The sequence below is a fragment of the Lysinibacillus fusiformis genome, from assembly GCF_003049525.1.
Taxonomy (GTDB): domain Bacteria; phylum Bacillota; class Bacilli; order Bacillales_A; family Planococcaceae; genus Lysinibacillus; species Lysinibacillus fusiformis.
In genome coordinates this window covers 40,745-60,036 of the sequence record NZ_PYWL01000013.1, presented here as the reverse complement: position 1 = coordinate 60,036, position 19,292 = coordinate 40,745, and the positions used below count along the sequence as shown (strand labels likewise).

At 34.2% G+C, this 19,292-nt stretch carries 27 protein-coding genes; 18 read left to right on the top strand and 9 right to left on the bottom strand.

Features of this window, described 5'->3' with window-relative positions; translation table 11 throughout:
• Window positions 1–142: 142 nt before the first annotated feature.
• Entirely contained in the window at window positions 143–1,225 is a 1,083-nt protein-coding gene (locus C9J29_RS20410; RefSeq protein WP_107922700.1) for a DNA alkylation repair protein, read from the top strand.
• A 113-nt stretch (window positions 1,226–1,338) separates the two neighbouring features.
• Here the strand turns inward: C9J29_RS20410 and C9J29_RS20405 are convergent, their stop codons facing one another.
• A complete protein-coding gene (locus C9J29_RS20405; RefSeq protein ID WP_008177300.1) occupies window positions 1,339–1,539 on the bottom strand; it encodes a hypothetical protein in 201 nt (66 codons plus the stop codon).
• Window positions 1,540–1,717: 178 nt separating this feature from the next.
• On the opposite strand from C9J29_RS20405, the gene C9J29_RS20400 reads away from it, so the two are divergent.
• The gene (locus C9J29_RS20400; RefSeq protein ID WP_008177302.1) at window positions 1,718–2,086 is read left to right on the top strand and encodes a DUF6713 family protein; all 369 of its coding nucleotides are present in this window, start codon (window positions 1,718–1,720) and stop codon (window positions 2,084–2,086) included.
• Window positions 2,087–2,170: 84 nt separating this feature from the next.
• Here the strand turns inward: C9J29_RS20400 and C9J29_RS20395 are convergent, their stop codons facing one another.
• Window positions 2,171–2,512, bottom strand: coding sequence for a hypothetical protein (locus C9J29_RS20395; protein WP_036148714.1), 342 nt, complete (start codon window positions 2,510–2,512; stop codon window positions 2,171–2,173).
• A gap of 963 nt (window positions 2,513–3,475) precedes the next feature.
• Between C9J29_RS20395 and C9J29_RS20385 the strand changes: the two genes are divergently transcribed.
• From C9J29_RS20385 to C9J29_RS20370, 5 genes are all read left to right on the top strand, one after another.
• On the top strand, window positions 3,476–3,952 hold the full coding sequence (locus C9J29_RS20385; RefSeq protein ID WP_008177314.1) for a sigma-70 family RNA polymerase sigma factor: 477 nt from the start codon (window positions 3,476–3,478) through the stop codon (window positions 3,950–3,952).
• 2 nt (window positions 3,953–3,954) lie between these two features.
• Window positions 3,955–4,935: an anti-sigma factor gene (locus tag C9J29_RS20380; RefSeq protein ID WP_089987241.1), complete on the top strand. Its 981-nt coding sequence runs from the start codon at window positions 3,955–3,957 to the stop codon at window positions 4,933–4,935.
• The gene (locus C9J29_RS20375; protein ID WP_089987242.1) at window positions 4,917–5,204 is read left to right on the top strand and encodes a hypothetical protein; all 288 of its coding nucleotides are present in this window, start codon (window positions 4,917–4,919) and stop codon (window positions 5,202–5,204) included. The genes C9J29_RS20380 and C9J29_RS20375 overlap by 19 nt, the downstream gene beginning before the upstream one ends.
• 205 nt (window positions 5,205–5,409) lie before the next feature.
• Complete coding sequence (locus tag C9J29_RS24435) at window positions 5,410–5,568, top strand: hypothetical protein (protein WP_008177317.1); 159 nt, start codon at window positions 5,410–5,412, stop codon at window positions 5,566–5,568.
• Between the two features lie 239 nt (window positions 5,569–5,807).
• Window positions 5,808–6,530, top strand: coding sequence for an SDR family NAD(P)-dependent oxidoreductase (locus tag C9J29_RS20370; protein WP_107922699.1), 723 nt, complete (start codon window positions 5,808–5,810; stop codon window positions 6,528–6,530).
• A 404-nt stretch (window positions 6,531–6,934) separates the two neighbouring features.
• On the opposite strand, the gene C9J29_RS20365 is transcribed toward C9J29_RS20370, so the two are convergent.
• Together C9J29_RS20365 and C9J29_RS20360 are read right to left on the bottom strand one after the other, a co-directional pair.
• Complete coding sequence (locus C9J29_RS20365) at window positions 6,935–7,042, bottom strand: YjcZ family sporulation protein (RefSeq protein ID WP_080695207.1); 108 nt, start codon at window positions 7,040–7,042, stop codon at window positions 6,935–6,937.
• Window positions 7,043–7,620: 578 nt separating this feature from the next.
• Window positions 7,621–7,824: a hypothetical protein gene (locus C9J29_RS20360; protein ID WP_008177326.1), complete on the bottom strand. Its 204-nt coding sequence runs from the start codon at window positions 7,822–7,824 to the stop codon at window positions 7,621–7,623.
• Between the two features lie 281 nt (window positions 7,825–8,105).
• Between C9J29_RS20360 and C9J29_RS20355 the strand changes: the two genes are divergently transcribed.
• Both C9J29_RS20355 and C9J29_RS20350 read left to right on the top strand, forming a co-directional pair.
• Window positions 8,106–8,987 (top strand): cation diffusion facilitator family transporter, encoded by an 882-nt coding sequence (locus C9J29_RS20355; protein WP_043990286.1) that lies wholly within the window; start codon window positions 8,106–8,108, stop codon window positions 8,985–8,987.
• 184 nt (window positions 8,988–9,171) lie between these two features.
• Complete coding sequence (locus tag C9J29_RS20350; RefSeq protein ID WP_089987243.1) at window positions 9,172–9,996, top strand: DNA alkylation repair protein; 825 nt, start codon at window positions 9,172–9,174, stop codon at window positions 9,994–9,996.
• Between the two features lie 85 nt (window positions 9,997–10,081).
• Here the strand turns inward: C9J29_RS20350 and C9J29_RS24430 are convergent, their stop codons facing one another.
• From C9J29_RS24430 to C9J29_RS24810, 3 genes are all read right to left on the bottom strand, one after another.
• Window positions 10,082–10,252: a hypothetical protein gene (locus C9J29_RS24430; RefSeq protein ID WP_164908721.1), complete on the bottom strand. Its 171-nt coding sequence runs from the start codon at window positions 10,250–10,252 to the stop codon at window positions 10,082–10,084.
• A 170-nt stretch (window positions 10,253–10,422) separates the two neighbouring features.
• A complete protein-coding gene (locus C9J29_RS24815; RefSeq protein WP_255319042.1) occupies window positions 10,423–10,785 on the bottom strand; it encodes a pentapeptide repeat-containing protein in 363 nt (120 codons plus the stop codon).
• Window positions 10,786–10,821: 36 nt separating this feature from the next.
• Entirely contained in the window at window positions 10,822–11,067 is a 246-nt protein-coding gene (locus C9J29_RS24810) for a hypothetical protein (protein WP_237068890.1), read from the bottom strand.
• A 433-nt stretch (window positions 11,068–11,500) separates the two neighbouring features.
• Here C9J29_RS24810 and C9J29_RS20340 point away from each other — a divergent pair, with 433 nt between their 5' ends.
• The 6 genes from C9J29_RS20340 (at window position 11,501) to C9J29_RS20315 (ending at window position 14,882) form a co-directional block, all read left to right on the top strand.
• A complete protein-coding gene (locus C9J29_RS20340) occupies window positions 11,501–11,980 on the top strand; it encodes a GNAT family N-acetyltransferase (RefSeq protein ID WP_089987245.1) in 480 nt (159 codons plus the stop codon).
• 169 nt (window positions 11,981–12,149) lie between these two features.
• Window positions 12,150–12,458: a hypothetical protein gene (locus C9J29_RS20335; RefSeq protein WP_237068889.1), complete on the top strand. Its 309-nt coding sequence runs from the start codon at window positions 12,150–12,152 to the stop codon at window positions 12,456–12,458.
• Window positions 12,459–12,525: 67 nt separating this feature from the next.
• Complete coding sequence (locus tag C9J29_RS20330; protein WP_089987246.1) at window positions 12,526–12,945, top strand: DUF6157 family protein; 420 nt, start codon at window positions 12,526–12,528, stop codon at window positions 12,943–12,945.
• Window positions 12,946–13,002: 57 nt separating this feature from the next.
• Window positions 13,003–13,719, top strand: a complete 717-nt coding sequence (locus C9J29_RS20325) for an MraY family glycosyltransferase (protein WP_089987247.1) — start codon at window positions 13,003–13,005, stop codon at window positions 13,717–13,719.
• Window positions 13,720–13,851: 132 nt separating this feature from the next.
• Window positions 13,852–14,133, top strand: a complete 282-nt coding sequence (locus C9J29_RS20320) for a hypothetical protein (protein WP_089987248.1) — start codon at window positions 13,852–13,854, stop codon at window positions 14,131–14,133.
• A 164-nt stretch (window positions 14,134–14,297) separates the two neighbouring features.
• Window positions 14,298–14,882: a GNAT family N-acetyltransferase gene (locus C9J29_RS20315; RefSeq protein WP_089987249.1), complete on the top strand. Its 585-nt coding sequence runs from the start codon at window positions 14,298–14,300 to the stop codon at window positions 14,880–14,882.
• Window positions 14,883–14,953: 71 nt separating this feature from the next.
• Here C9J29_RS20315 and C9J29_RS20310 read toward each other — a convergent pair whose 3' ends face one another.
• Entirely contained in the window at window positions 14,954–15,361 is a 408-nt protein-coding gene (locus C9J29_RS20310) for a DUF3888 domain-containing protein (RefSeq protein WP_090002744.1), read from the bottom strand.
• A 176-nt stretch (window positions 15,362–15,537) separates the two neighbouring features.
• Between C9J29_RS20310 and C9J29_RS20305 the strand changes: the two genes are divergently transcribed.
• Entirely contained in the window at window positions 15,538–15,912 is a 375-nt protein-coding gene (locus C9J29_RS20305; protein WP_043990291.1) for a hypothetical protein, read from the top strand.
• A gap of 85 nt (window positions 15,913–15,997) precedes the next feature.
• Here C9J29_RS20305 and C9J29_RS20300 read toward each other — a convergent pair whose 3' ends face one another.
• On the bottom strand, window positions 15,998–16,933 hold the full coding sequence (locus tag C9J29_RS20300) for an EamA family transporter (protein ID WP_008177346.1): 936 nt from the start codon (window positions 16,931–16,933) through the stop codon (window positions 15,998–16,000).
• Between the two features lie 449 nt (window positions 16,934–17,382).
• Here C9J29_RS20300 and C9J29_RS20295 point away from each other — a divergent pair, with 449 nt between their 5' ends.
• Both C9J29_RS20295 and C9J29_RS20290 read left to right on the top strand, forming a co-directional pair.
• The gene (locus C9J29_RS20295) at window positions 17,383–18,297 is read left to right on the top strand and encodes an EamA family transporter (RefSeq protein WP_089987250.1); all 915 of its coding nucleotides are present in this window, start codon (window positions 17,383–17,385) and stop codon (window positions 18,295–18,297) included.
• Window positions 18,298–18,471: 174 nt separating this feature from the next.
• On the top strand, window positions 18,472–19,113 hold the full coding sequence (locus tag C9J29_RS20290) for a DUF998 domain-containing protein (protein WP_090002743.1): 642 nt from the start codon (window positions 18,472–18,474) through the stop codon (window positions 19,111–19,113).
• Window positions 19,114–19,292: the final 179 nt, after the last annotated feature.

The window sequence follows — 19,292 nt, the reverse complement described above, 5'->3', positions numbered from 1 at the left end:
GTAAAACTTGAAGTCAATGTTTATGAATTTTTAATAAAAAGTACATTGACCACGTCATAAAGAGCATAAAAGGAGAAAAAAATGGCACAAGACAAACACAACTTTGAAGTGGAAGTTATGTTAGCGAAAAGGGGGATGGGTCATGGCTGACACATTTGAGGGTAAATATACAACAGATTTCTTCCATCAATTTATCAATATCGTACAGGCTGAATACTCTGCCTTTGATTCACATAAGTTCATGAATTTAATCCATGATGACGATTGGGAAATGAAAAAATTCAAACAGCGTATTAGGCATATCAGTATTTCATTGCGGGCAACCTTGCCGACATCCTACTGTGAGGCATTATCAATATTGATAAAAATTGCACCTACATGTAAGGGAGTGGAGTATTTATTTTTGCCTGATTTTGTAGAAGTATATGGACTAGATGATTGGCAGGCTTCCATTCATGGATTAGAGGTGTTTACGGAATTCTCCAGCGCAGAGTTCGCTGTTCGGCCTTTTATTTTAAAAGATCCTCAGAAGATGATGGCTCAAATGTTAGAGTGGGCGAGCCATGCTAATCCTCATATTAGACGATTAGCTAGTGAGGGGTGTCGCCCTAGGTTACCTTGGGCATCGGCATTGGAAATATACAAATTGGACCCGTCACCAATCTTACCGATATTGAACCTGCTCAAACAGGATCCATCTGTCTATGTACAGAAAAGTGTCGCTAATAATTTAAATGATATTGCCAAGGATCATCCCGAACTAGTGAAACGACTTGCTCATGAATGGCACGGAGAGAGCTCCATCACAGATTGGATTATTAAGCATGGATGTCGAGGTTTATTGCGAAAAGGAGATGCTGAGGTGCTTTTCTTGTTCGGCTTTGACATCTCTCCAGATGTAACAATCCATGAGTTAGCGCTAGGAAAAGTTAGGTTGGCGATTGGACAAACCCTTAATTTTGTATTTACGGTTCAAACTACTTCTACAGCACCACAGAAGCTTCGAATCGAATATGCGATAGATTTTGTTAAAGCAAATGGAGCAACTTCAAGAAAGCTATTCAAAATTACGGAACGCACCTTCGAAAAAGAGAGTCACCGATACACACGAAATCACCATTTTAAAAATTTAACAACCCGAAAGCATTATCCAGGTCAACATAAGCTAGCGGTAATAATAAATGGAAAAGAGCTAGCTACAACAGAGTTTTGCGTTGAACGCTAAAGTAAGCATACAGATTGGATGAGCGATTTTAATGAAAGTACTGGAGAGAAATATAGGGGCTAATAAACCACTAAAGGGTCACTGAGATGGGAGTGACCCCATTTCACTAGGGATTATTTAAAATATTGCGGTTTTTCCACCTTAATGGAGGCTACTTCTCCGCAGTCTTTACAAAAGTTAAAAATAAATGGGGAGCCAACTGAAAAGACAGAATCAATAGGCCTAACATTACCTTGATTAAAATCGCCACCAACTTGTCCAATCGTAAAAGAATCACTACCACAGGACTTGCAAACTAACTTTTTATCTTCCACGCCATCACCTCGTTATGTAATATATGTAAATTGTATCATAAAAAGGAGAATGTGACATTCAAACTCCTATTTCAACATGATTCGCGACTTTATATCGACATATTTTAGAGGATTTACTTGAAATTTGAAAAATGGTTTTATAGTAACATAGGGTGTATAAAGGTGGAGGAGGTTTTATATGCCTAATTTATTGCTAATCCTTTTTTTATTAAACCTATCTATATTTCTTTTACATGAAATGGATGCAATAAGGCGCTCGGAGTGGCGATTATTTATCGTATTAAAGGATATGGAAGATTCAAAGGCTTATCAAGTATTCACAGGGATTCATCTTTTTCTTTATGTCATTATACTTTCCTTACTATTCAGCCCCTATCAAACCATAACGTTTTGGGTTCTCGATATATTCTTTATCACACATACAATCCTACACTTATTATTTGAAAGACATCCTCGAAATGGATTTAAAAACTCATTTTCAAGAGCTATCATTTATCCGATGGGAATTCTTGCAGCCATCCACTTATTCTTTTTAATAAATGTTTAAAATAAGACGATTCTTTGGTACAAAGGAAAAATGAAAAGCCCTATACTATACGAATGTATAAGGCTTTTCGGCATGAACTAAAATCTAGAAAGTCTGTGTTAATTCCGAATTTACAAACCGTTGGGCAGCAATGATAGTACCAGAAGCTGTGCGTCCATAAACGCTATATATTCCACCATTTTGATTGGGAACGATTTCAACTTCATACTGAGGCGAGCTTCCAACACCTGGCGTTACAAAAGTAGAACCATTGGCAACTGCCGCAAAAGGAGTAGTGGACAATAATTGTCTTGAACCGTTTAGTCTAAAAACTCTTACTACCCCAGTTAGTAAACCTCCAGTGAGATTAAGAACTTTGACACGAACACTACTTGCATTAGCTGGTTGATTTCCTGTGTTTTCAATAGGACCAGTAGTTAAAGGCATGTATTCACCTCCTTGCAACTAAAAAATATATAATCTGCAGATTACCTTGATATAATATGTAGCTCCTTGTTACACTCTCTAGTTGTATTCATCATCTACCTTTGATTAAAAAATAGATGGGTAGATTAGTAGAAGATTTATCGACTAATGAAGAGGGAATAGAGATAGAAAAAAGCTGATCAGATATTATAAACTGCCCTGTAAAGGTTAGATAGATGTCTAACCTTCACGGGGCAGTTCAATTACTCTAATCAGCTTCTATTTTTAGCTTTTTTCCGTGTCAACTTTTTTACTTCTAAGTAGCAATGCTATAAATATAAAACTCGCTACCCAAAAGGAAAAGAATAAATTTTCGAGCAAAGCCCAATTATCATTTATGAAATAGTCCCAAATCATAGTGATTAAAAATAATGTTACAAGGAAAGCGAAATACAATAATTTTGCTAATGTGGTCAACCGAAACACCTCTTATGTAAGTTATAATGGTGTACTACTCATCACTCTAAGGAGGCTGCGACGGTCAACTAGCGCCACAGCCTTAAATAGTGCGTGCGATACACTCCAACATAGTGTGTGTCATTTATAAATACTTATACATGAAGTTATTGAGATAGGCGTTCATCGAACAAGCCTAGTACTAGGAGCTCTTTATATTTGTAACCATTCAATTAAATAGTGATCCAGCATTTAAAGAAAAGAAGCCACAGCGATCGAAATCACTGTAGCTCTTTAAGTAGTGAGACACTACGCCATTTTATATTGGCTGTTTATTGTCAAATTATACGTAAAATTTATATAAAAGACCATTTGTTAGATAAAACGGCAAAATCCATTTATTATGTATGGATTTTTGCCGTTTTTTAATGTGTTACCACTTTTTTGAAGTAACCATTTAAAATAAATTTAAATTATTTGCAACCTTTTGTGACCTATATACGAGGGTAGGTTGAAAGGTGGGAAGAGATGGAACTTGAAACAATATATATCACCTATATGAATGATATATATCGCTATTTATATTCACTTACGAAAAATCATAGTGCAGCGGAGGATTTGCTTCAGGACACATTTACAAAAGCGCATATTACCCTTCTTGGTCAAGAAATTCAAGACATCAAACCTTGGCTTTTTAAAGTAGCTTACTATACATATATCGACAGTACACGAAAAGAGAAGCGGTATGTAACTTCCGACAATATTGATCAAATGCATTCCAATACACCAGAGCAAATCATCGTTGAACAAGATGCTTTTTTGAAATTAATCAACCTACTTGAACAAATTAAACCAATCGAAAAGCAAATTATTTTGTTATGTGATGTACATGATTGTACAAATGAGCAAGCTGCAAACATCTTGCAATTAAACGTGAATACGGTGAAAAGTCATTTAGCGCGAGGTCGCAAAAAAATGCGCACACTAATAACAAGGGAGGAATAAAGGTGGATTCTTATCAACAATTATTACAGCAAGCAAAGAAAAGTGAAAAAGGGGATGCACCTTCAACAAATGTTATAAAAAAAGCCATTGCATCATCCAAGTGGAAGCTGATTGTAACAACGCTGACGATTGCCCTTTTAATTGTCCCCACTTGTTATATGCTAACTTTTTTGTACTATGCCTTTGGCACAAAGTCTACAACCTTAATGGATGTGACAAGTCAGACTCTTTATGTAACGGAACCGAATACGACATTGGAGGAACTTGAATTTGATATGGAATTCTCGCTCTTTTCAATGGGATTATCATTTGAGCAATACAAGCAGATCGGTGACGAGGTCTATCCAGTGAAGCATTATGATACACGCTTTATGTTAAATAATTTAGTGGGAAAGAAGATTACTTCAAAACTGGAAAAATCGTATCCAAAATATCCAACAGAAACGAATCAATGGCTAGTACATCCTAATAATCGAGGAGAATTTAATACAATTGAGGAGCAAAGGAAATTAAAAGGATTACCCAATGAAACCGTTGTAGAAGCATATCTTTCTTTCAATGATTTATATACAGTAGATCAAGTTATTCAGCAAATGCCAAATGTAGATGTCACATGGGCAGCCATTTATACAGGAGTAGAAGACACCATGCTAAGTGCAAATGGGAATGTTGTATCGCCTATTGGCTATCCTGTACAACCAGATCAAACAAATTGGTCCCCATTTAAAGGTGCTACTTCTCATGAACAAACGTTTTTATCCATCTTAAATTTTCTAGTTGATTATGAGGAAACGGCTACTGCTGTTTCCGCTCATAAAAATCTGGACCTAAAAGAGAGAATCCATTATTTAAAACAGCATGATATGAAAACATATGGGGTTGTCGTTACAGGACCTAAAGCTGAGGTTGAACAGCTACAAAGTTTAACAATGATGAAGCATATGAAACTAGGGGAGGTTAAATTATGGAATTGGGTACGTTAAAGCAAACCATTTTCAATGTTTTTGGCTGGGCTAGTGTTAGCATTGGCCTCTGGACACTTATCATGGTTAATAGTTGGATTATCATTGGCTATGGTGCTCCATTTACTAGTAAGAATTTCATTACCTTGACAATCATTTTTGGATTCATTGCGATCCTTTCGAGACCCAGTCGTTCTCTAGGCAAGTGGGGAATCTTTATTGGTGGCTATCTTATTTTGTTTATGACGGTTCTATTTTTTGTTGGTTGGACTATTACCCCATTTCCTTAAGACAAGCAAGCATGGCATAACCTATGCGTTGTAAGTCTTTTGAAATATAATTTGTATAGGTAATAAAGTATAGATATGAGTTTTCTATAAGGCGACAGTTGGGATGTCATGTCAGTCTTTGTAATCAAAAATAGCAAAAGTAATTGTCAGAAAATATCAATATATTCTATAATGAGTAAAAAAATAGAGAATAAGAGGTGGACTTATGGGTAAACCAGTAGATTACAATCTATATCCGGGTTATCAAAACACACAAGATTCTAGACTAGATGAAAGAAAAGAAGAATATATAGAAGTATTAGAAAAAGCAAAAATAGATGGGTATATACTTGAGTTTGAAAAATCCTCTGAATTACCCCAATAACTATGTTTAAATCTCAATCTAATACAAGGAAGCCAGGCGCTCTGCGGAGTACCTGGTTTTTTACATTTTTAAGCTTTATTTGCCAAGCCATTATAAATAGCGGCTCCTAGACTATGTGCTTGTTCATATTTCATACATATTGTTTTTAATGATGATGACCTAGGTCTAGCTCATAATGGACTTAATGTAAAAGTTACTATAATCTACTAATTAATGCTGATATGGAAAGGATGGTAAAAATGAGTAAAAATATTATTGTATTTGGAGCAAGTCAGGGGTTAGGCGACGCTTTTGTAAAAGGCTTACCTGCCAAGGGGGATACTGTATGGGTAGTTTCACGTACACAACCTAAAAGCTTAGAAATCAATGATGGCGTAAATCGTCAATGGCTTTCTATTGATTTGTCTAGCCAACAACAAATACCGTCATTAAAAGAACAATTAAAAGATATCGCTATAGATGTATTAATTTATAATGTTGGGGTTTGGGAAAAGCGTGGCTTCGAGGATGATTATTCATTTGATAGAGATGAAGTCGAGGATATTTCAAATTTAATCAATATCAATCTAACGTCCACTATTACATATATTCAGGCACTTTTACCGAATTTAAGACAAGCGAAAAATGGAAAGGTTATTTTAATTGGTTCAACGGCAGGGTTAGACCATACAAACAATGCACAGGTTTCATTTGTCACATCTAAATTCGGTTTACGAGGCATTACAAATGCTTTACGTGAACATTTAAGAGAAGACAGAATTTCTGTCACTTGCATTAATCCTGGGGAGCTAGCAGCAGAAGTCCCTTATGAGGAAGGAGCCAAAAAGGCCATCCAATTATATGAAGGTACACGTATCCCTGTCCAAGATATTGTAGCTATTGTGCAATGTGTGGTTAATTTATCACCCGCTTCATGTGTCAAGGAAATTAATGTCCCTGCCATAACGGATGTAAATGCTTGATATTCCTAGAGCTAATGAACTGTTAAGGTTTGAATTAAAAAGGGCCACAAAGAGGAATGTGACCCTTTACACAATGAATGGTATTAGTAGTTATGAACATTAGAGGCGAACAATATCATCAGAGAAGTGTTGGATGGTTTTACTATTTGAACATAAGCTTGCATCGATAATAATTAAACTGAATGCTGATTTAGAGCCATAACCATAACCATTACCCTAATCCCCTTCGCCCAATCTCTAATTGTTCATGAATAGAGGGTCATATGAAAATGTGAAAATATTGTTATGGTTGGGGGAAGGGGGAATAGATGTTTAGTCAGATGATTTGGGATGGATAAATGGCTCTAATAGGGCTATCTATCATTATGATTTGTTCCTATATAGGACAAATGAGTAATGGGAGATTAGTATAAAACTGAAGCGCCGACAATAATTAATAGAATAAATAGAACAACAACTAGAACGAATGTTGAACCGTAACCGCCGCCGTTATTGCCTCCGTAATAACTCATAAAGTATCCCTCCTTTCTCTCTATATGTATAGTATGTATCGTTATAGGAAGTTTAAAGGTATTTATCCAGACCTATAGAGCTATAAAAAAGAAATTTTATTGTGACAAACTGAGACAAATTGATTGGGTATGGAAAATTGATTGAAAGATATTGATTACATCTGGAGTAGCGGAGCATAGGGAAAGAGCTTGAGCAGTTGAATCATTTGCTAGATGGGGTAAGCGATAGTTGAAAGAAAAAAATCAATAGAAAAGGATTGATTTAGCCTTTTAATGAAAAAAGTAACCAAAAAGAAATTCATCTTAGTGGCTACTTGAAAGTTTATGTAAAATGCCCCGTCTTGCCTTTAATAGAAGAATACGACATAAAGAAGGACAGACAACTCTGTCTCCTGAAACAAAAGCTATCGAGAAGAAGCAATTCTCGATGGCTTTTATCAGTTTTGCTCCCTCTTTACTTTGTGAACGCCTAAATTGGATTGATAAACAAAATCGTTAACATTTTAGTAGTGTATGGTCAAAGAATTGAGTGATACCCCCAAATCCATTCATTTATCACACAACACAAGCTCCTCAAATCAAAACTTTTCAGGCTTGGCTACCTTGAATGATGCCACTTCACCACAATTTTTACAAAATGACAAAATAAGTGGGGAGCCCGAAGCCATAAAAGAGCCTATAGGTCTGACATTACTATCAGTGGATAATTTCCCATGACCAAGTTGACCGGTTGCAAAAGAATCTTTCCCGCAAGCCTTGCAGACTAATTTTCTGTTATCCATCTAATCACCTCTCGATGCAGTATATGTAAATTGTAGCATAAAAAACTACAACAACCTTTAGTTATAAGAGGAGATCCATACGAAGAAAGTTAAGGGTAAAAATAATATATTGAAATAAATGTTGGAGTGACCGAAGACTGCTTCTTTAGGAAATGATTTTTTCCTGCAAACAACTCTTTTATATCCCTTCCACTTATGTAGGCTTAGGCAAAAAGGTTGCTGTAGACCTACTCGGGGTAGGGCTGTTATTATAAAAAAGTACGTAAGTGGGAGGTAATGAATTGGAAGAAGAAAAATACAATAATCTTAAATTAGGTGAACGTGGTGCCATTATAAGTATTATTGCTTATATAATTTTGTCCGTAATAAAAGTTGGAATTGGCTACATGAGTAACTCAGAAGCTTTAAAGGCGGATGGGCTAAATAATACGACTGATATTATTGCCTCGATTGCTGTACTTATAGGCCTTAAGCTTTCACAAAAACCTGCCGATCATGATCATCGATATGGTCATTGGAAAAGTGAAACCATTGCCTCTATGGTAGCTTCGTTTATTATGATGGCAGTAGGTATTCAAGTATTATTTGGTGCATGTACTTCCATTTTTCAAGGTGGAAAAGAATCACCTGACATTTTCGCAGCGTATGTAGGCCTTGGATCAGCATTGGTCATGTATTTTGTATATCGTTATAATAAAAAATTGGCTGAAAAGATAAATAGTAAAGCCGTTATGGCCGCTGCCAAAGACAACTTATCAGATGCCTGGGTAAGTATTGGAACAGCAGTAGGGATATTTGGATCACAATTACATATGCCATGGTTAGACACAGTAACAGCTATTATTGTAGGTTTTTTAATTTGTAAAACCGCTTGGGATATTTTCAAAGAAGCTTCTCATGAACTATCTGACGGATTTGATGAAGAAATCCTTCAAAACTATAAAAATATTATTTTAAAGTTAGACGGTGTTATTGGGATTAAAGAAATTAGAGGCAGAAATTATGGCAATAACGAAGTGATCGATGTTGTCATTCTAGTCAATGCAAATTTAGATATTACAGAGGCTCATGATGTAGCTTGTCATGTTGAAGATAAAATGATTCATGAGCAGGGCGTATATGAAGTTCATGTTCATGTGGAGCCCAATGAGGAAAAACTATAAAAAAGATTAGGAACTCAATGAATTTGAGTCCTAATCTTTTTTTACTTTGTCAAAAGCTTTTCTCTATTTGTCCATATGTAAGTCATTTCTTTCGAGGGAATGAATGAATTTGTTTAAATTTATTAGAAATTATTAGTATAATAAACTTACTTTGGAAAATTGATTATAGTGGGAGGATGTCTTCATGCCAATTCATATAGACATAGGAAACAGAAAAGGGGCTAGAAAGGTTAGTGAAATCCCTGAGGAGGTGCTAACGTTATTGAATGAAGGAGAAATAGAGAGTGTTAATTTAACTGAATGGTTGGGGATCAATCATATTACGTTAGTAAAACATGTTTTACCTAAAGTAGGGTTATCTCATCAATTAGAAAATATAGTAGAAGAAATGTTAAAACAGAATGCTGAATCGGGAATGAAAGCTATTCGTTTAACTGGCGAACTATTGAATACAGCTATAGAGGAAGAAAATGACCAAATGAAAGAAGAAATTATTAAAAAATTTGCGACGCATCCTTCAGATAGTGTTCGCTGTTGGGCAGCGTTTATGAATAAAAATGGAAGCACCTCTTTGAAAGAAAAATTAGCTTATATTTATCCATTTGCTGGCGATCATCATTTTGGAGTTCGAGAAATTTCCTGGATGTCTATTAGAGAGGATATAGCGCAACACCTTGATGAAAGTATTGAGTTGCTAACCGAATGGGCAAAAGAAGAGGATGAAAAAATACGGAGATTTTCCATGGAAGTTATTCGTCCTCGTGGTGTTTGGGCCAAGCATATCGAAGATTTAAAACAGAACCCTAGTAAAGCCCTTCCTATTTTAAATCAACTGAAATCAGATCCATCAAAGTATGTACAGGATTCTGTAGGGAATTGGTTAAATGATGCCAGTAAAACTCAACCTGATTTCGTCATGATGCTTTGTGAAAAATGGAGTAAAGAATCTGATACAAAAGAAACATCAAAAATTATAAAGAAAGCTAAAAGAACAATAATGAAAATATAGCTCATACAAAAGCAACAGGTTCTTTTCTTGATGTGAACTTGTTGAATAGGTGGGTAGGGGAAGGAAAGTACCTTAAACTTTCTGATTACATGCTGTTATTTTGTTTCTTCCCCGATTCCATTCCTGCCTCAAAAATAAAGATGAGCATAAGAAAGAAAATAACTATTTTTATTGTGAAGGTTTCTGTCCAAAAGCCCAAATAATACATGAACACCATAATAATAGATAAAAGTGTTTTAATAATCTTTAGGGTCATTATGATACCTCCTAATAGTCGGATTACCTTATAATAAAAGGCGAAATGCTTTTTTCATAAAACAAAAAGTAGCCAAAAGGAAATAAATTTCAATGGCTACTTGTAACGTAAAATGAATATTTTTAAATGCTAGGCTGTTTTGAGTAGTTTTCAATCATTGCTTGGTCATATCATTTAACCGTTAACCCGAGTAGTGAAGCAAACCCGATAGCTTGTTCAGAAGATACTTCACACCCATTCAAACTTTCGAGAGATACTTGAAGTCTTTTAAAGGTACACGTACTAATATCTATCCCCTTTAAAGAGGTTTCAGTAAAATCTACCTCATTAATATCACATTCATGGAATGCCACTTTATTGAGTAAGCAATCAAAATAATTCGCTCCTTGTAGGTTGGTGTTATCGAATACTACTTGTTTTAAACGAGCCTCAGGAAAATTGCTTAAGGTTGCCATACAATTTTCAAAAAAAACGTTTCCAAGATTAGCCTCGGAAAAATTCACACCTAATAATTTACAGTTTTTAAAAACCACTCTATGTATAAGGCTTTCCTTTAAGTTTAAATTAGATTAATCGCAATTTTCGAAAATGACATCCGTTACATCCATTTTTTTAAAGGAAGAATTGATGAATGTGACATTTTTAAAAATAACTTTAGATACGATTAATCTCTCAACAGCCTCCTTATCAATGACTGTATCTGCGATCATGCAATTTGATAAAAAAGGTTCTTCCTCGTAAAAAATATCTTGAAAATTGGCTTTTTCTAAATCAGTAGGTATTTTTGGCGATGTAAGTTGGAAATTATGTGACATATAAGCACACCCTTCGAAAGTAGTTAGCACCTATCTTATAGAAAAAGAAATAAAATAAAAAGTCTTTCATATTAAGGGAAAGTGTGTGCAAATCTAAATTTCTATCCCATTACTGGATTGAGGTGTTCATTCCAATGATATTGTGAAGTAGGGAAAGAGGCTTAGGCTTAGCAATGGCCACCATACAAAAAACATTTGTTGCGGAATCATTGTCTTCAGTAGAAGAACATTCTATAGCATATGACAAATACCTATTTGATGTTCCACTGAGTAAGCATACGTGTTTCAGTCGTACTGAAAGTCAATAAGTAGGTTCCCAACAGTTCATGAATGGAGGGTATCGGTATCATTTATTTAGAAATTTCAAATAAATGAATGACCAAAACCACATAAAATGGTAAAGTATAGAAAAAGTGATTGGGGGAATTGTCATATGGAAAAATTGAACAGGGTTGAACTACAGCATTTCACAAGTGAATATAAGGAAGAGTTAAACTCTTTTGTCCTTACAGAGGAACAAAAACAATTCTCTGCGCTTCCAAGCAATTTTGAGGAAATCAATGAAGGACAGTATCGTATTGTCATTTTAAGTGATCATACACCTGTTGGTTTTTTTCTATTGAATTCAAATGAAAGAGTAAAGAAATACTCTACTAATTCGAACGCTTTGTTAATATCGGCACTATCCATTAATCATGCTGAACAAGGAAAAGGTTACGCCAAACAGGGAATGACATTACTAGCTGAGTTTGTTCAATCAGAATTCCCTCATTGTGATGAGCTTGTCTTAGTTGTAGATAAAGATAATATACCAGCGCAAAAGTTATATTTAAAGGTAGGATTTGAAGATACGAATAAGCGATTAATAGGTCGAATTGGCGAAGAAATTATTATGAGCCAATTAATAAAATAATTCGCGACACAAGTACATAACGACCTACTTTTATGTATGGGGACGGCCATGTACGACGATGTTCAGTAGCAGAAACAGTAAATTGAAAACCAATGATGAAGTAGCCAAGTAGCTGCTTCTTTTTAATTATGGCTAGATGAAATTTAATAAGCGGAGGTGATGATCTAAGATGCGAGAAAGTGTCAATCATTTTATGAATGATCCGTGGTGGCTGATTTCAAAAAGTATGTCAGAATCATTAAATGAAGAGTTAAAGAAAGAACTTTCACCACAACATATTCTTTATGGGAAAGAGGCAATTGCGGTGGCTAGAAGAGAAGATAATGATGATGTGATTTTTTGGATTGAAAAGATGAATAAATACGCAGTCGTTCATTTAACCTATTCGATAGAAACTTCAAGCGAATACCCTATTACATCATTATATACACGGAGAGAGTTAGAAGAATACTGTAAGAGTGTTTCAAAGCTTTATTAAATTATTAGAGATGAAATTCTAATTTTATACTATTTACAATTATGGTAATATAAAGGGGGTTTATTCGATGAGTTATAAAAATACCTTTATTAAAATTTCAGAGGATTCGGAAGTTACTTCGGCTGTTACCCCTGTCCCAAGAAACAATAAGCCTACTATAGCTTCAATTGAATTTGATTTAATTAGACATAACCCATACAAATACACTGAGGAAGACGTGCAATTCCAAACGTATTTGATTAAAAATCAAATTGACTCAGATTCATTAGATGAAATCAGAAAAAATTTTTTCCAAAAGTCTAAAGTGTGTTTTAGAGCCTCACCTTTAGTAAAGAAATACGGATGGGGAATTCACTATGACGATGAAGGGAAACTTGCACTATATGATGTTAATAGTGAAGAGTATGAGCAATTTCTCCATTCGGGCCAAATCACTTTAATAAATGGTATGCGTTCTAAACGAAGGGAAAATAACACTCATGAATAAAGTTACTCAAGAAGAACTAGATACGAATTTTTAAATGTATTTTAGGAGGGGAAAAAATTGTTATATATAGCTCTATTAATTGGCATCGTAGTTATTATAATAGCCGATAAGCTTACTCCAGCTTTTAAATTATCAAGCATTTGGGGATTAATTAGTCAAATTTTTGCTGCACTTGTCATCATAATGTTTGGTAGTCTTGAGGTGAATTATATTAATCTTAGTAGCCATATCGAATTAGGGTATTTGGCGATTCCTTTTACTTTATTATTTCTTGTAGGCTTTACAAATGTTATGAATATAGAACGCGGACAAAATCCTTTACTATTACTATTGCCATTGGTCTCTTTAGTTTGCTTCTCCATGGCAGCCTTCTTTATGGGCCATTCATTTGTTTTAATTATTGGGATTTCTACTTGTTTAGCGATTATGCTTATTCTGCTATATAGCTATTTCACAGGTAACCTATTTATAGGACACACGCTTACTACATCAATAGGTTTTATCATAGCGGTACTTTCAATATCGCTCATTAAACATTTTATTGTATTCATGTATATTCCGATATTTACGTTAGCACTACCATTCACTTTATATTATTTTATTCAAAATAAATTTACGAATGTCCAAGCCATTACAATTAGCACTTTAACAGCTGTACTATTTGGTGTATTCATATTCATCGTCCCTACTCATCTATTATGGTATCCCGTTGTCGGGATAACAATTATTTTGGTCATCATGCAATCTTCACGTAAATTTCGTATCATTTGGTAATATCGTTCGACTTCACTAATATGGGTATGGATGCTTTTTTTACAGAATATAGGTTCTTAAATGTTTTAATTTTGCATTTGTAACCATATAATACCATAAGCGCTATTATTAGTGTGAGTGGGGGTGAGGTAAATGAATAGGAAGGCACAAACTAATTTTATTGATTTAGTAAAAAATACGATGAGTAATAACGGACAATCTATTGAAGAACGACTTGAAGAAAAGCACAAAGGCTTTGAAAAAGGTTGGAAAATGGATGAAAATGAAGTTGTGTTTTGGGTCAGTCCTACATTAAGACTTAGTGATTATACAGGAAGCATAATGAACGAATTTAGATTCAATCTATTTTTTGACGAAGAAAGTGAAAAGTTTATAGTATCTGGTAACAATGTTAAGTCACGAAGTTTATTATAAATAATTAATTACCAAGTCACATCCAACAATAGATGTGGCTTTTTAATATGTAAGAATTTAAAATTTAAAAGAGAGTGTAAGGTTCATCAATCATTTTATAAATTATCTAAATCGAATATGTACCTATTCAATTATGCTATTTTATGGTGAAAAGGAGAGTTATTATGAAAAGTGGGTTCGAATTTAAAGATTTCCCTAAATTAGAAACAGAACGTTTCATTTTAAGAAAAGGCACAGTGGATGATCGTAATGATCTTTTTGAGCTTTATGCTAATGAAAATGTGGTTAAGTATCTTCCATTAAATTTATTTAAATCAGTTGAAGACGCAATGGTTGAAATCAATTGGTATGAAAAAATTTTTAAGGAACAAATCGGTTTAAGATGGGTAATCGAAGAAGCCAAATCGAAAAAAGTGATTGGAACATGTGGCTATTTGAATTATGAAAAAGAACATAACCGTATAGAAATTGGTTATGATTTGAACCCTGCTTATTGGCGGCAGGGTATCATGCAAGAGACTTTAGGCAAGATTATTCATTTTGCCTTTAGATCGATGGCAATAAATAAAATAGAAGCGAAAGTTGAACCTGAAAATAAAGCATCCATCAGATTGCTAGAAAAATTAAATTTTTGCCAAGAGGGTGTTTTAAGACAACATGAATTTGAAAAAGGGAAATATGTTGATCTGGTCCTCTTTTCAATGTTGAAAAGTGAATATATCGCGCTAAATGAGGAGTCACGCTTGTAATGAGCAGTGGCTTTTAATAATTAATAAAATTTCTTAGAAGATTTTTTCTAAATGCTGAAGTTAGATTTTTTTTATTCAGGTGGTAATGTATATGTTTTTAGGTGTGTGTGATGAATCAATTTAATTTCAGGTCCGTAAGAAATTTCATAGGTCATACGGTCTTTTCCTATGGGGATATTATGTCCGCCGTCGGTAGGTTCAATTTCAAATGTGATTTCCAATATAAAACCACGAAAACCATTTACTCTTCTTGTTTCAATCACGTCAATTTTCCATGGGGTGACATGAGGTGAAAACTCCTTAGATATCTTTGGATAATAAAAATTAGTCAAATCTTTTTCAATATAAGGAGCAAGCATATTCATAAGCATATCCTGTAACCTTAGTTCTTCAGAGTCCTCGGTTGATTTAGCGGAAGAATGTTGAAATGAAGGAGTAAGAACAAGGGATAGTATAAAAACAATTAATACCTTTCTCATATTGTTGTCAAGACACCTCTTTACGATTTTATCTATTTGTATTGTTACCATTCCTAAATGGGATATGTATACAAATTATTTAACTTGTACTTGCGAATCGGGGTAGTTGAAGAAGATATTATGTATGTAAATGAACTGTTGGATATAAATAGTAAAATTTTAATGTGGAGGTTAAAATGATTGATTATTTTGAACGGAAATTAAGATTTAAAGATATGGAAATATGGGATATTCGATTGGGGAAAGATATTTATAGAATGTTTATAGTAGATGAAAACCGAGCTTCTGAAATAAAGGATCTGAACTTGCCTCCTCATGCAAGGGTATTTGAAGAGGATGTAAGAGAGAATCTAATCACGGTGAAGGTATACTCCGAAAAACAAGTAAAAAAAGAACATATAGAGTTAATCGATCAGTTTGCTAAACAATTAACGGATCATGTTGCATTAGCTCATTGTGATATCCATCTTACGTTTTATATGGGGAAGATAAATGATGATATTTTTGAAAAAATTCCCTTAAAGCAATTGCTACATTTCAACCAGGACTAATGCGTGGTGGAAATCAACGGTAAAAGAAAAAAGACTGTAGGCAAACTCAAAATGCGTTGAGTTTGCCTAAAGCCTGTCAGGATCTTCAAATTGAAGATTCTTTTGCTATTTCTTTGCTTGATTTTTTGTATGTTGTTTGGTTGTTTCTTAACAAGCTATCTTTATCTAATATGGTTGGCAAGCAAATACCAATAATAATTGTTACGATACCTGCTATTTGCAAAGTTGTAACCGTTTCGCTTAATAAGATAATGGATACCATCACTGCGATTGGTAATTCAACAGCACTTAAAATGGATGACATCCCTAATCCAACTTTAGGAACGGCAATAGTGAATAAGAACACAGGTATAATCATACCAAATAATCCTAATGCCAATCCGTAAACCCAAAGTCCTTCGTTAAACAAAGTCCCATTCCAAATAATTTCTGGAGATTGAAAAACCGCCGTAATCATAAAGGCAAAGAACGAAACAAATACTAAACGGTTAGATGTGGACATACTGGCAGTAGCTTTTCCATTCACATATAAAAATAAGGAATAGCAAAGGGCAGCTGCTAGCCCCCATAACCATCCCTGCATAGGGATTTGGGATAAATCAACATCAATGATGCCAGCAGCCGGAATAGTACCAGCTACCAATATGATTAAAGAGATTAATTCAATTCTACTTGGAAATTGTCGTTTTGTAATACAAGAAATCAACATACCAATCCATGTAAACTGAAACAGTAGTACAACTGCCAACGAAGCGGGCAAGAAGTTTAAAGAATGACCATATAAAATGTTTGTTAATCCAGTTAAAATACCTGCGAATATAAGGATTTTAACACCTTTAAAGCTCAATTTGGATCTGTTTGTAACTAAGAAGATACATACCGCTATACAAAAGCCTATAAAAAACTGACTTGTCACGGCCTCAGAGACAGAAAACCCACTACGCATGGCCAGTTTTATAATAGTTGAAACGATACCAAAACTACTAGCTGCGATAATGACTAGTAGGGGATAAAGATACATCTTCATTTATCCACTTCCCTCCTAAAACGTTTATATAAATTGAATTTGGTTATGATTTTGAGATTTAGAAAAAAAATCATAATCTCCAATATAAATCACAGATTGCTATTTTACAATCTTTTTTTTCGATAATCATGGCTGATGAAAAAGAATTTTTCAGTGGAGGAAAGGAGATTTTTAGAAATAGTAAAATGGCCAAAACCATATGTATCAAGGCTTTGGCTTATCATAGTAACTAAAATAATTTTCAAAGGGGAGTATCGGATTTGCTAGCAAGAGAAAATGAATAGTATTGACACTTCGAAGCTTTTTTTATACAATTGTCCTAATTTTATAAGCAAACGCTCACAAGTTCGTGAGTGGCGGAATTTTGTAGAGTTTTCACTCTGTTTCATTCGCTCGTCGTCTATTTATAGACGACGAGATTTTTTATTTTTTGGAGGGATTTTTTGAACAAGTTGAAGTTTTCTTTAGTGGTTTTATTAGGTGCCTGTAGCTATGGGATCCTATCTTCCATTCTGAAAGTTGGATTTTCAAATGGCTATACTTTTCCTGAACTTTTAGGGGGACAATATGTTTTCGGTTGGTTTGGACTATTATTACTCGTTCTTACTTTTTCTCGTCATAAAGTATCCTTAAAAAATATAGTAACACTGTTAGCGGTTGGGACAACGATGAGTTTAACGAGTATTTTTTACGGTTTTTCTGTAAAAGAACTGCCAGCATCTATTGCGATTGTGCTGTTATTTCAATTCACATGGATGGGTGTTCTCATTGAAGCGATTGCTAATAAAACTTTCCCAAGTCGCGAAAAGGTTTTGTCGATCATTATCTTATTTGTAGGAACGATGTTCGCTGGGGGTATTTTTGAAGGGTTAGGACAACAATTATCTATGAAAGGAATACTCTTTGGACTACTAGCAGCTATAACTTTTTCTTTATATATATTTGCAAGTGGACGTGTTTCTACCGAAGTTCCGATTTATTCAAAAAGCTTTCTTATGACAACGAGTGCAACACTTTTTGTTTGCATAATGTTCCCCCCAACATACTTGATGGATGGTACATTGCAGGCTGGTTTATGGAAATATGCGCTAATCCTAGGTTTCTTTGGTGTCGTTATACCAGTTATTTGTTTTTCTATTGGTATTCCAAAAGTAGGGACGGGTTTAGGAACAATTTTAGGAGCTGTCGAGCTTCCAACAGCCGTTATCGCTTCAATTACGCTTGTACATGAGGTCGTGTCTCCTCTGCAATGGCTAGGAATTGTATGTATTTTATTGGGAATTTTCATACCTCAAATGTTAAATGTACGAAAAGAGAGGCAAATAGCCCGTTTTGGTAATGAAACCACGGAATTTTAGAATGCAATCTAAGTGGCTTGATCAATCTAAATATAAAACGTAGTTTGCCTAAATAGAAGCTTTCATCTTTGGATGAAGGCCTTTTTTATATGGTAAGAAGGAAGAGCGTATTGTTGCAATGGCTATTTATTGGTAATTAATGATAGAAATAACTATATAATTATAAAAAGGGGGATGAATGTTATATATGTATCTAAAAAAATAGGAATAGTGAGTTGGATTGTTACCATTTTATATTTTGTGATAGAGCCGATTTTTATTATGACTTCACTTGTACCTTATAATATGATGCAACAAGCTATGAGTGATTTAGGAGTGACTACATGTGGGAAATATACTTACGCAATTGCGCCAAATGAAATTTGTTCGCCGTATCATTTTTGGATGAATGTATTGTTTATTATAAATGGTTTATCATTTTCAGTTGGCATATTATATCTATCCCAATACTTAGAAAAGAATTTAATCAATAAATTAGCAACAGTATGTATTCTTATTTTTGCACTAGGAAATAGTGTTTCTGGTGTTATACCAGCAGATGTTCATTTATTTTGGCATTCGATTTTAGCTCAAATAGGCATGATGACTGTTTTAATTGGAATGGGGATCTATGCAAAATCATTGGTTAAAGGTAAAAAGTGGACTTATTCAAACTTAATAGTACTTATAGCTTTACTTATCCTTATCGGTCTTTTATTTTTCCTTCCTTTGCCAGCAGGTTTATTACAAAGACTTTATTATGGTGTAATTTTCGTGTGGGGGATGGGACTAACAATTTTATTACGCTCATCAGAAATAAAACCAGGTACTCAATGACTTGAGCCTGGTAATTTTTTTATATAAAGGTAACAAGAGACTATTGTGAAGAGAATGCAAGAACGATACATAGTATAGCAATAATAAAAGCTGCTTAATCTGACTAGAGATTAAACAGCACATGGATATTGTAAATATAAAACATAAAAAGGAAAAAGTCAACAAATCATCGGAAAATA

Coding starts and splice junctions, on each gene's coding strand:
- C9J29_RS20350 (WP_089987243.1), top strand. CDS start 9,172: ATGCCAATTCATATAGACATAGGAAACAGAAAAGGGGCTAGAAAGGTT.
- C9J29_RS20320 (WP_089987248.1), top strand. CDS start 13,852: ATGAATAGGAAGGCACAAACTAATTTTATTGATTTAGTAAAAAATACG.
- C9J29_RS20300 (WP_008177346.1), bottom strand. CDS start 16,933: ATGTATCTTTATCCCCTACTAGTCATTATCGCAGCTAGTAGTTTTGGT.
- C9J29_RS20370 (WP_107922699.1), top strand. CDS start 5,808: ATGAGTAAAAATATTATTGTATTTGGAGCAAGTCAGGGGTTAGGCGAC.
- C9J29_RS24430 (WP_164908721.1), bottom strand. CDS start 10,252: ATGACCCTAAAGATTATTAAAACACTTTTATCTATTATTATGGTGTTC.
- C9J29_RS20310 (WP_090002744.1), bottom strand. CDS start 15,361: ATGAGAAAGGTATTAATTGTTTTTATACTATCCCTTGTTCTTACTCCT.
- C9J29_RS20315 (WP_089987249.1), top strand. CDS start 14,298: ATGAAAAGTGGGTTCGAATTTAAAGATTTCCCTAAATTAGAAACAGAA.
- C9J29_RS20400 (WP_008177302.1), top strand. CDS start 1,718: ATGCCTAATTTATTGCTAATCCTTTTTTTATTAAACCTATCTATATTT.
- C9J29_RS20335 (WP_237068889.1), top strand. CDS start 12,150: ATGCGAGAAAGTGTCAATCATTTTATGAATGATCCGTGGTGGCTGATT.
- C9J29_RS20340 (WP_089987245.1), top strand. CDS start 11,501: ATGGAAAAATTGAACAGGGTTGAACTACAGCATTTCACAAGTGAATAT.
- C9J29_RS20385 (WP_008177314.1), top strand. CDS start 3,476: ATGGAACTTGAAACAATATATATCACCTATATGAATGATATATATCGC.
- C9J29_RS24810 (WP_237068890.1), bottom strand. CDS start 11,067: ATGTCACATAATTTCCAACTTACATCGCCAAAAATACCTACTGATTTA.
- C9J29_RS20410 (WP_107922700.1), top strand. CDS start 143: ATGGCTGACACATTTGAGGGTAAATATACAACAGATTTCTTCCATCAA.
- C9J29_RS20290 (WP_090002743.1), top strand. CDS start 18,472: ATGAATGTTATATATGTATCTAAAAAAATAGGAATAGTGAGTTGGATT.
- C9J29_RS24435 (WP_008177317.1), top strand. CDS start 5,410: ATGGGTAAACCAGTAGATTACAATCTATATCCGGGTTATCAAAACACA.
- C9J29_RS20305 (WP_043990291.1), top strand. CDS start 15,538: ATGATTGATTATTTTGAACGGAAATTAAGATTTAAAGATATGGAAATA.
- C9J29_RS20330 (WP_089987246.1), top strand. CDS start 12,526: ATGAGTTATAAAAATACCTTTATTAAAATTTCAGAGGATTCGGAAGTT.
- C9J29_RS20360 (WP_008177326.1), bottom strand. CDS start 7,824: ATGGATAACAGAAAATTAGTCTGCAAGGCTTGCGGGAAAGATTCTTTT.
- C9J29_RS20375 (WP_089987242.1), top strand. CDS start 4,917: ATGGAATTGGGTACGTTAAAGCAAACCATTTTCAATGTTTTTGGCTGG.
- C9J29_RS20365 (WP_080695207.1), bottom strand. CDS start 7,042: ATGAGTTATTACGGAGGCAATAACGGCGGCGGTTACGGTTCAACATTC.
- C9J29_RS20395 (WP_036148714.1), bottom strand. CDS start 2,512: ATGCCTTTAACTACTGGTCCTATTGAAAACACAGGAAATCAACCAGCT.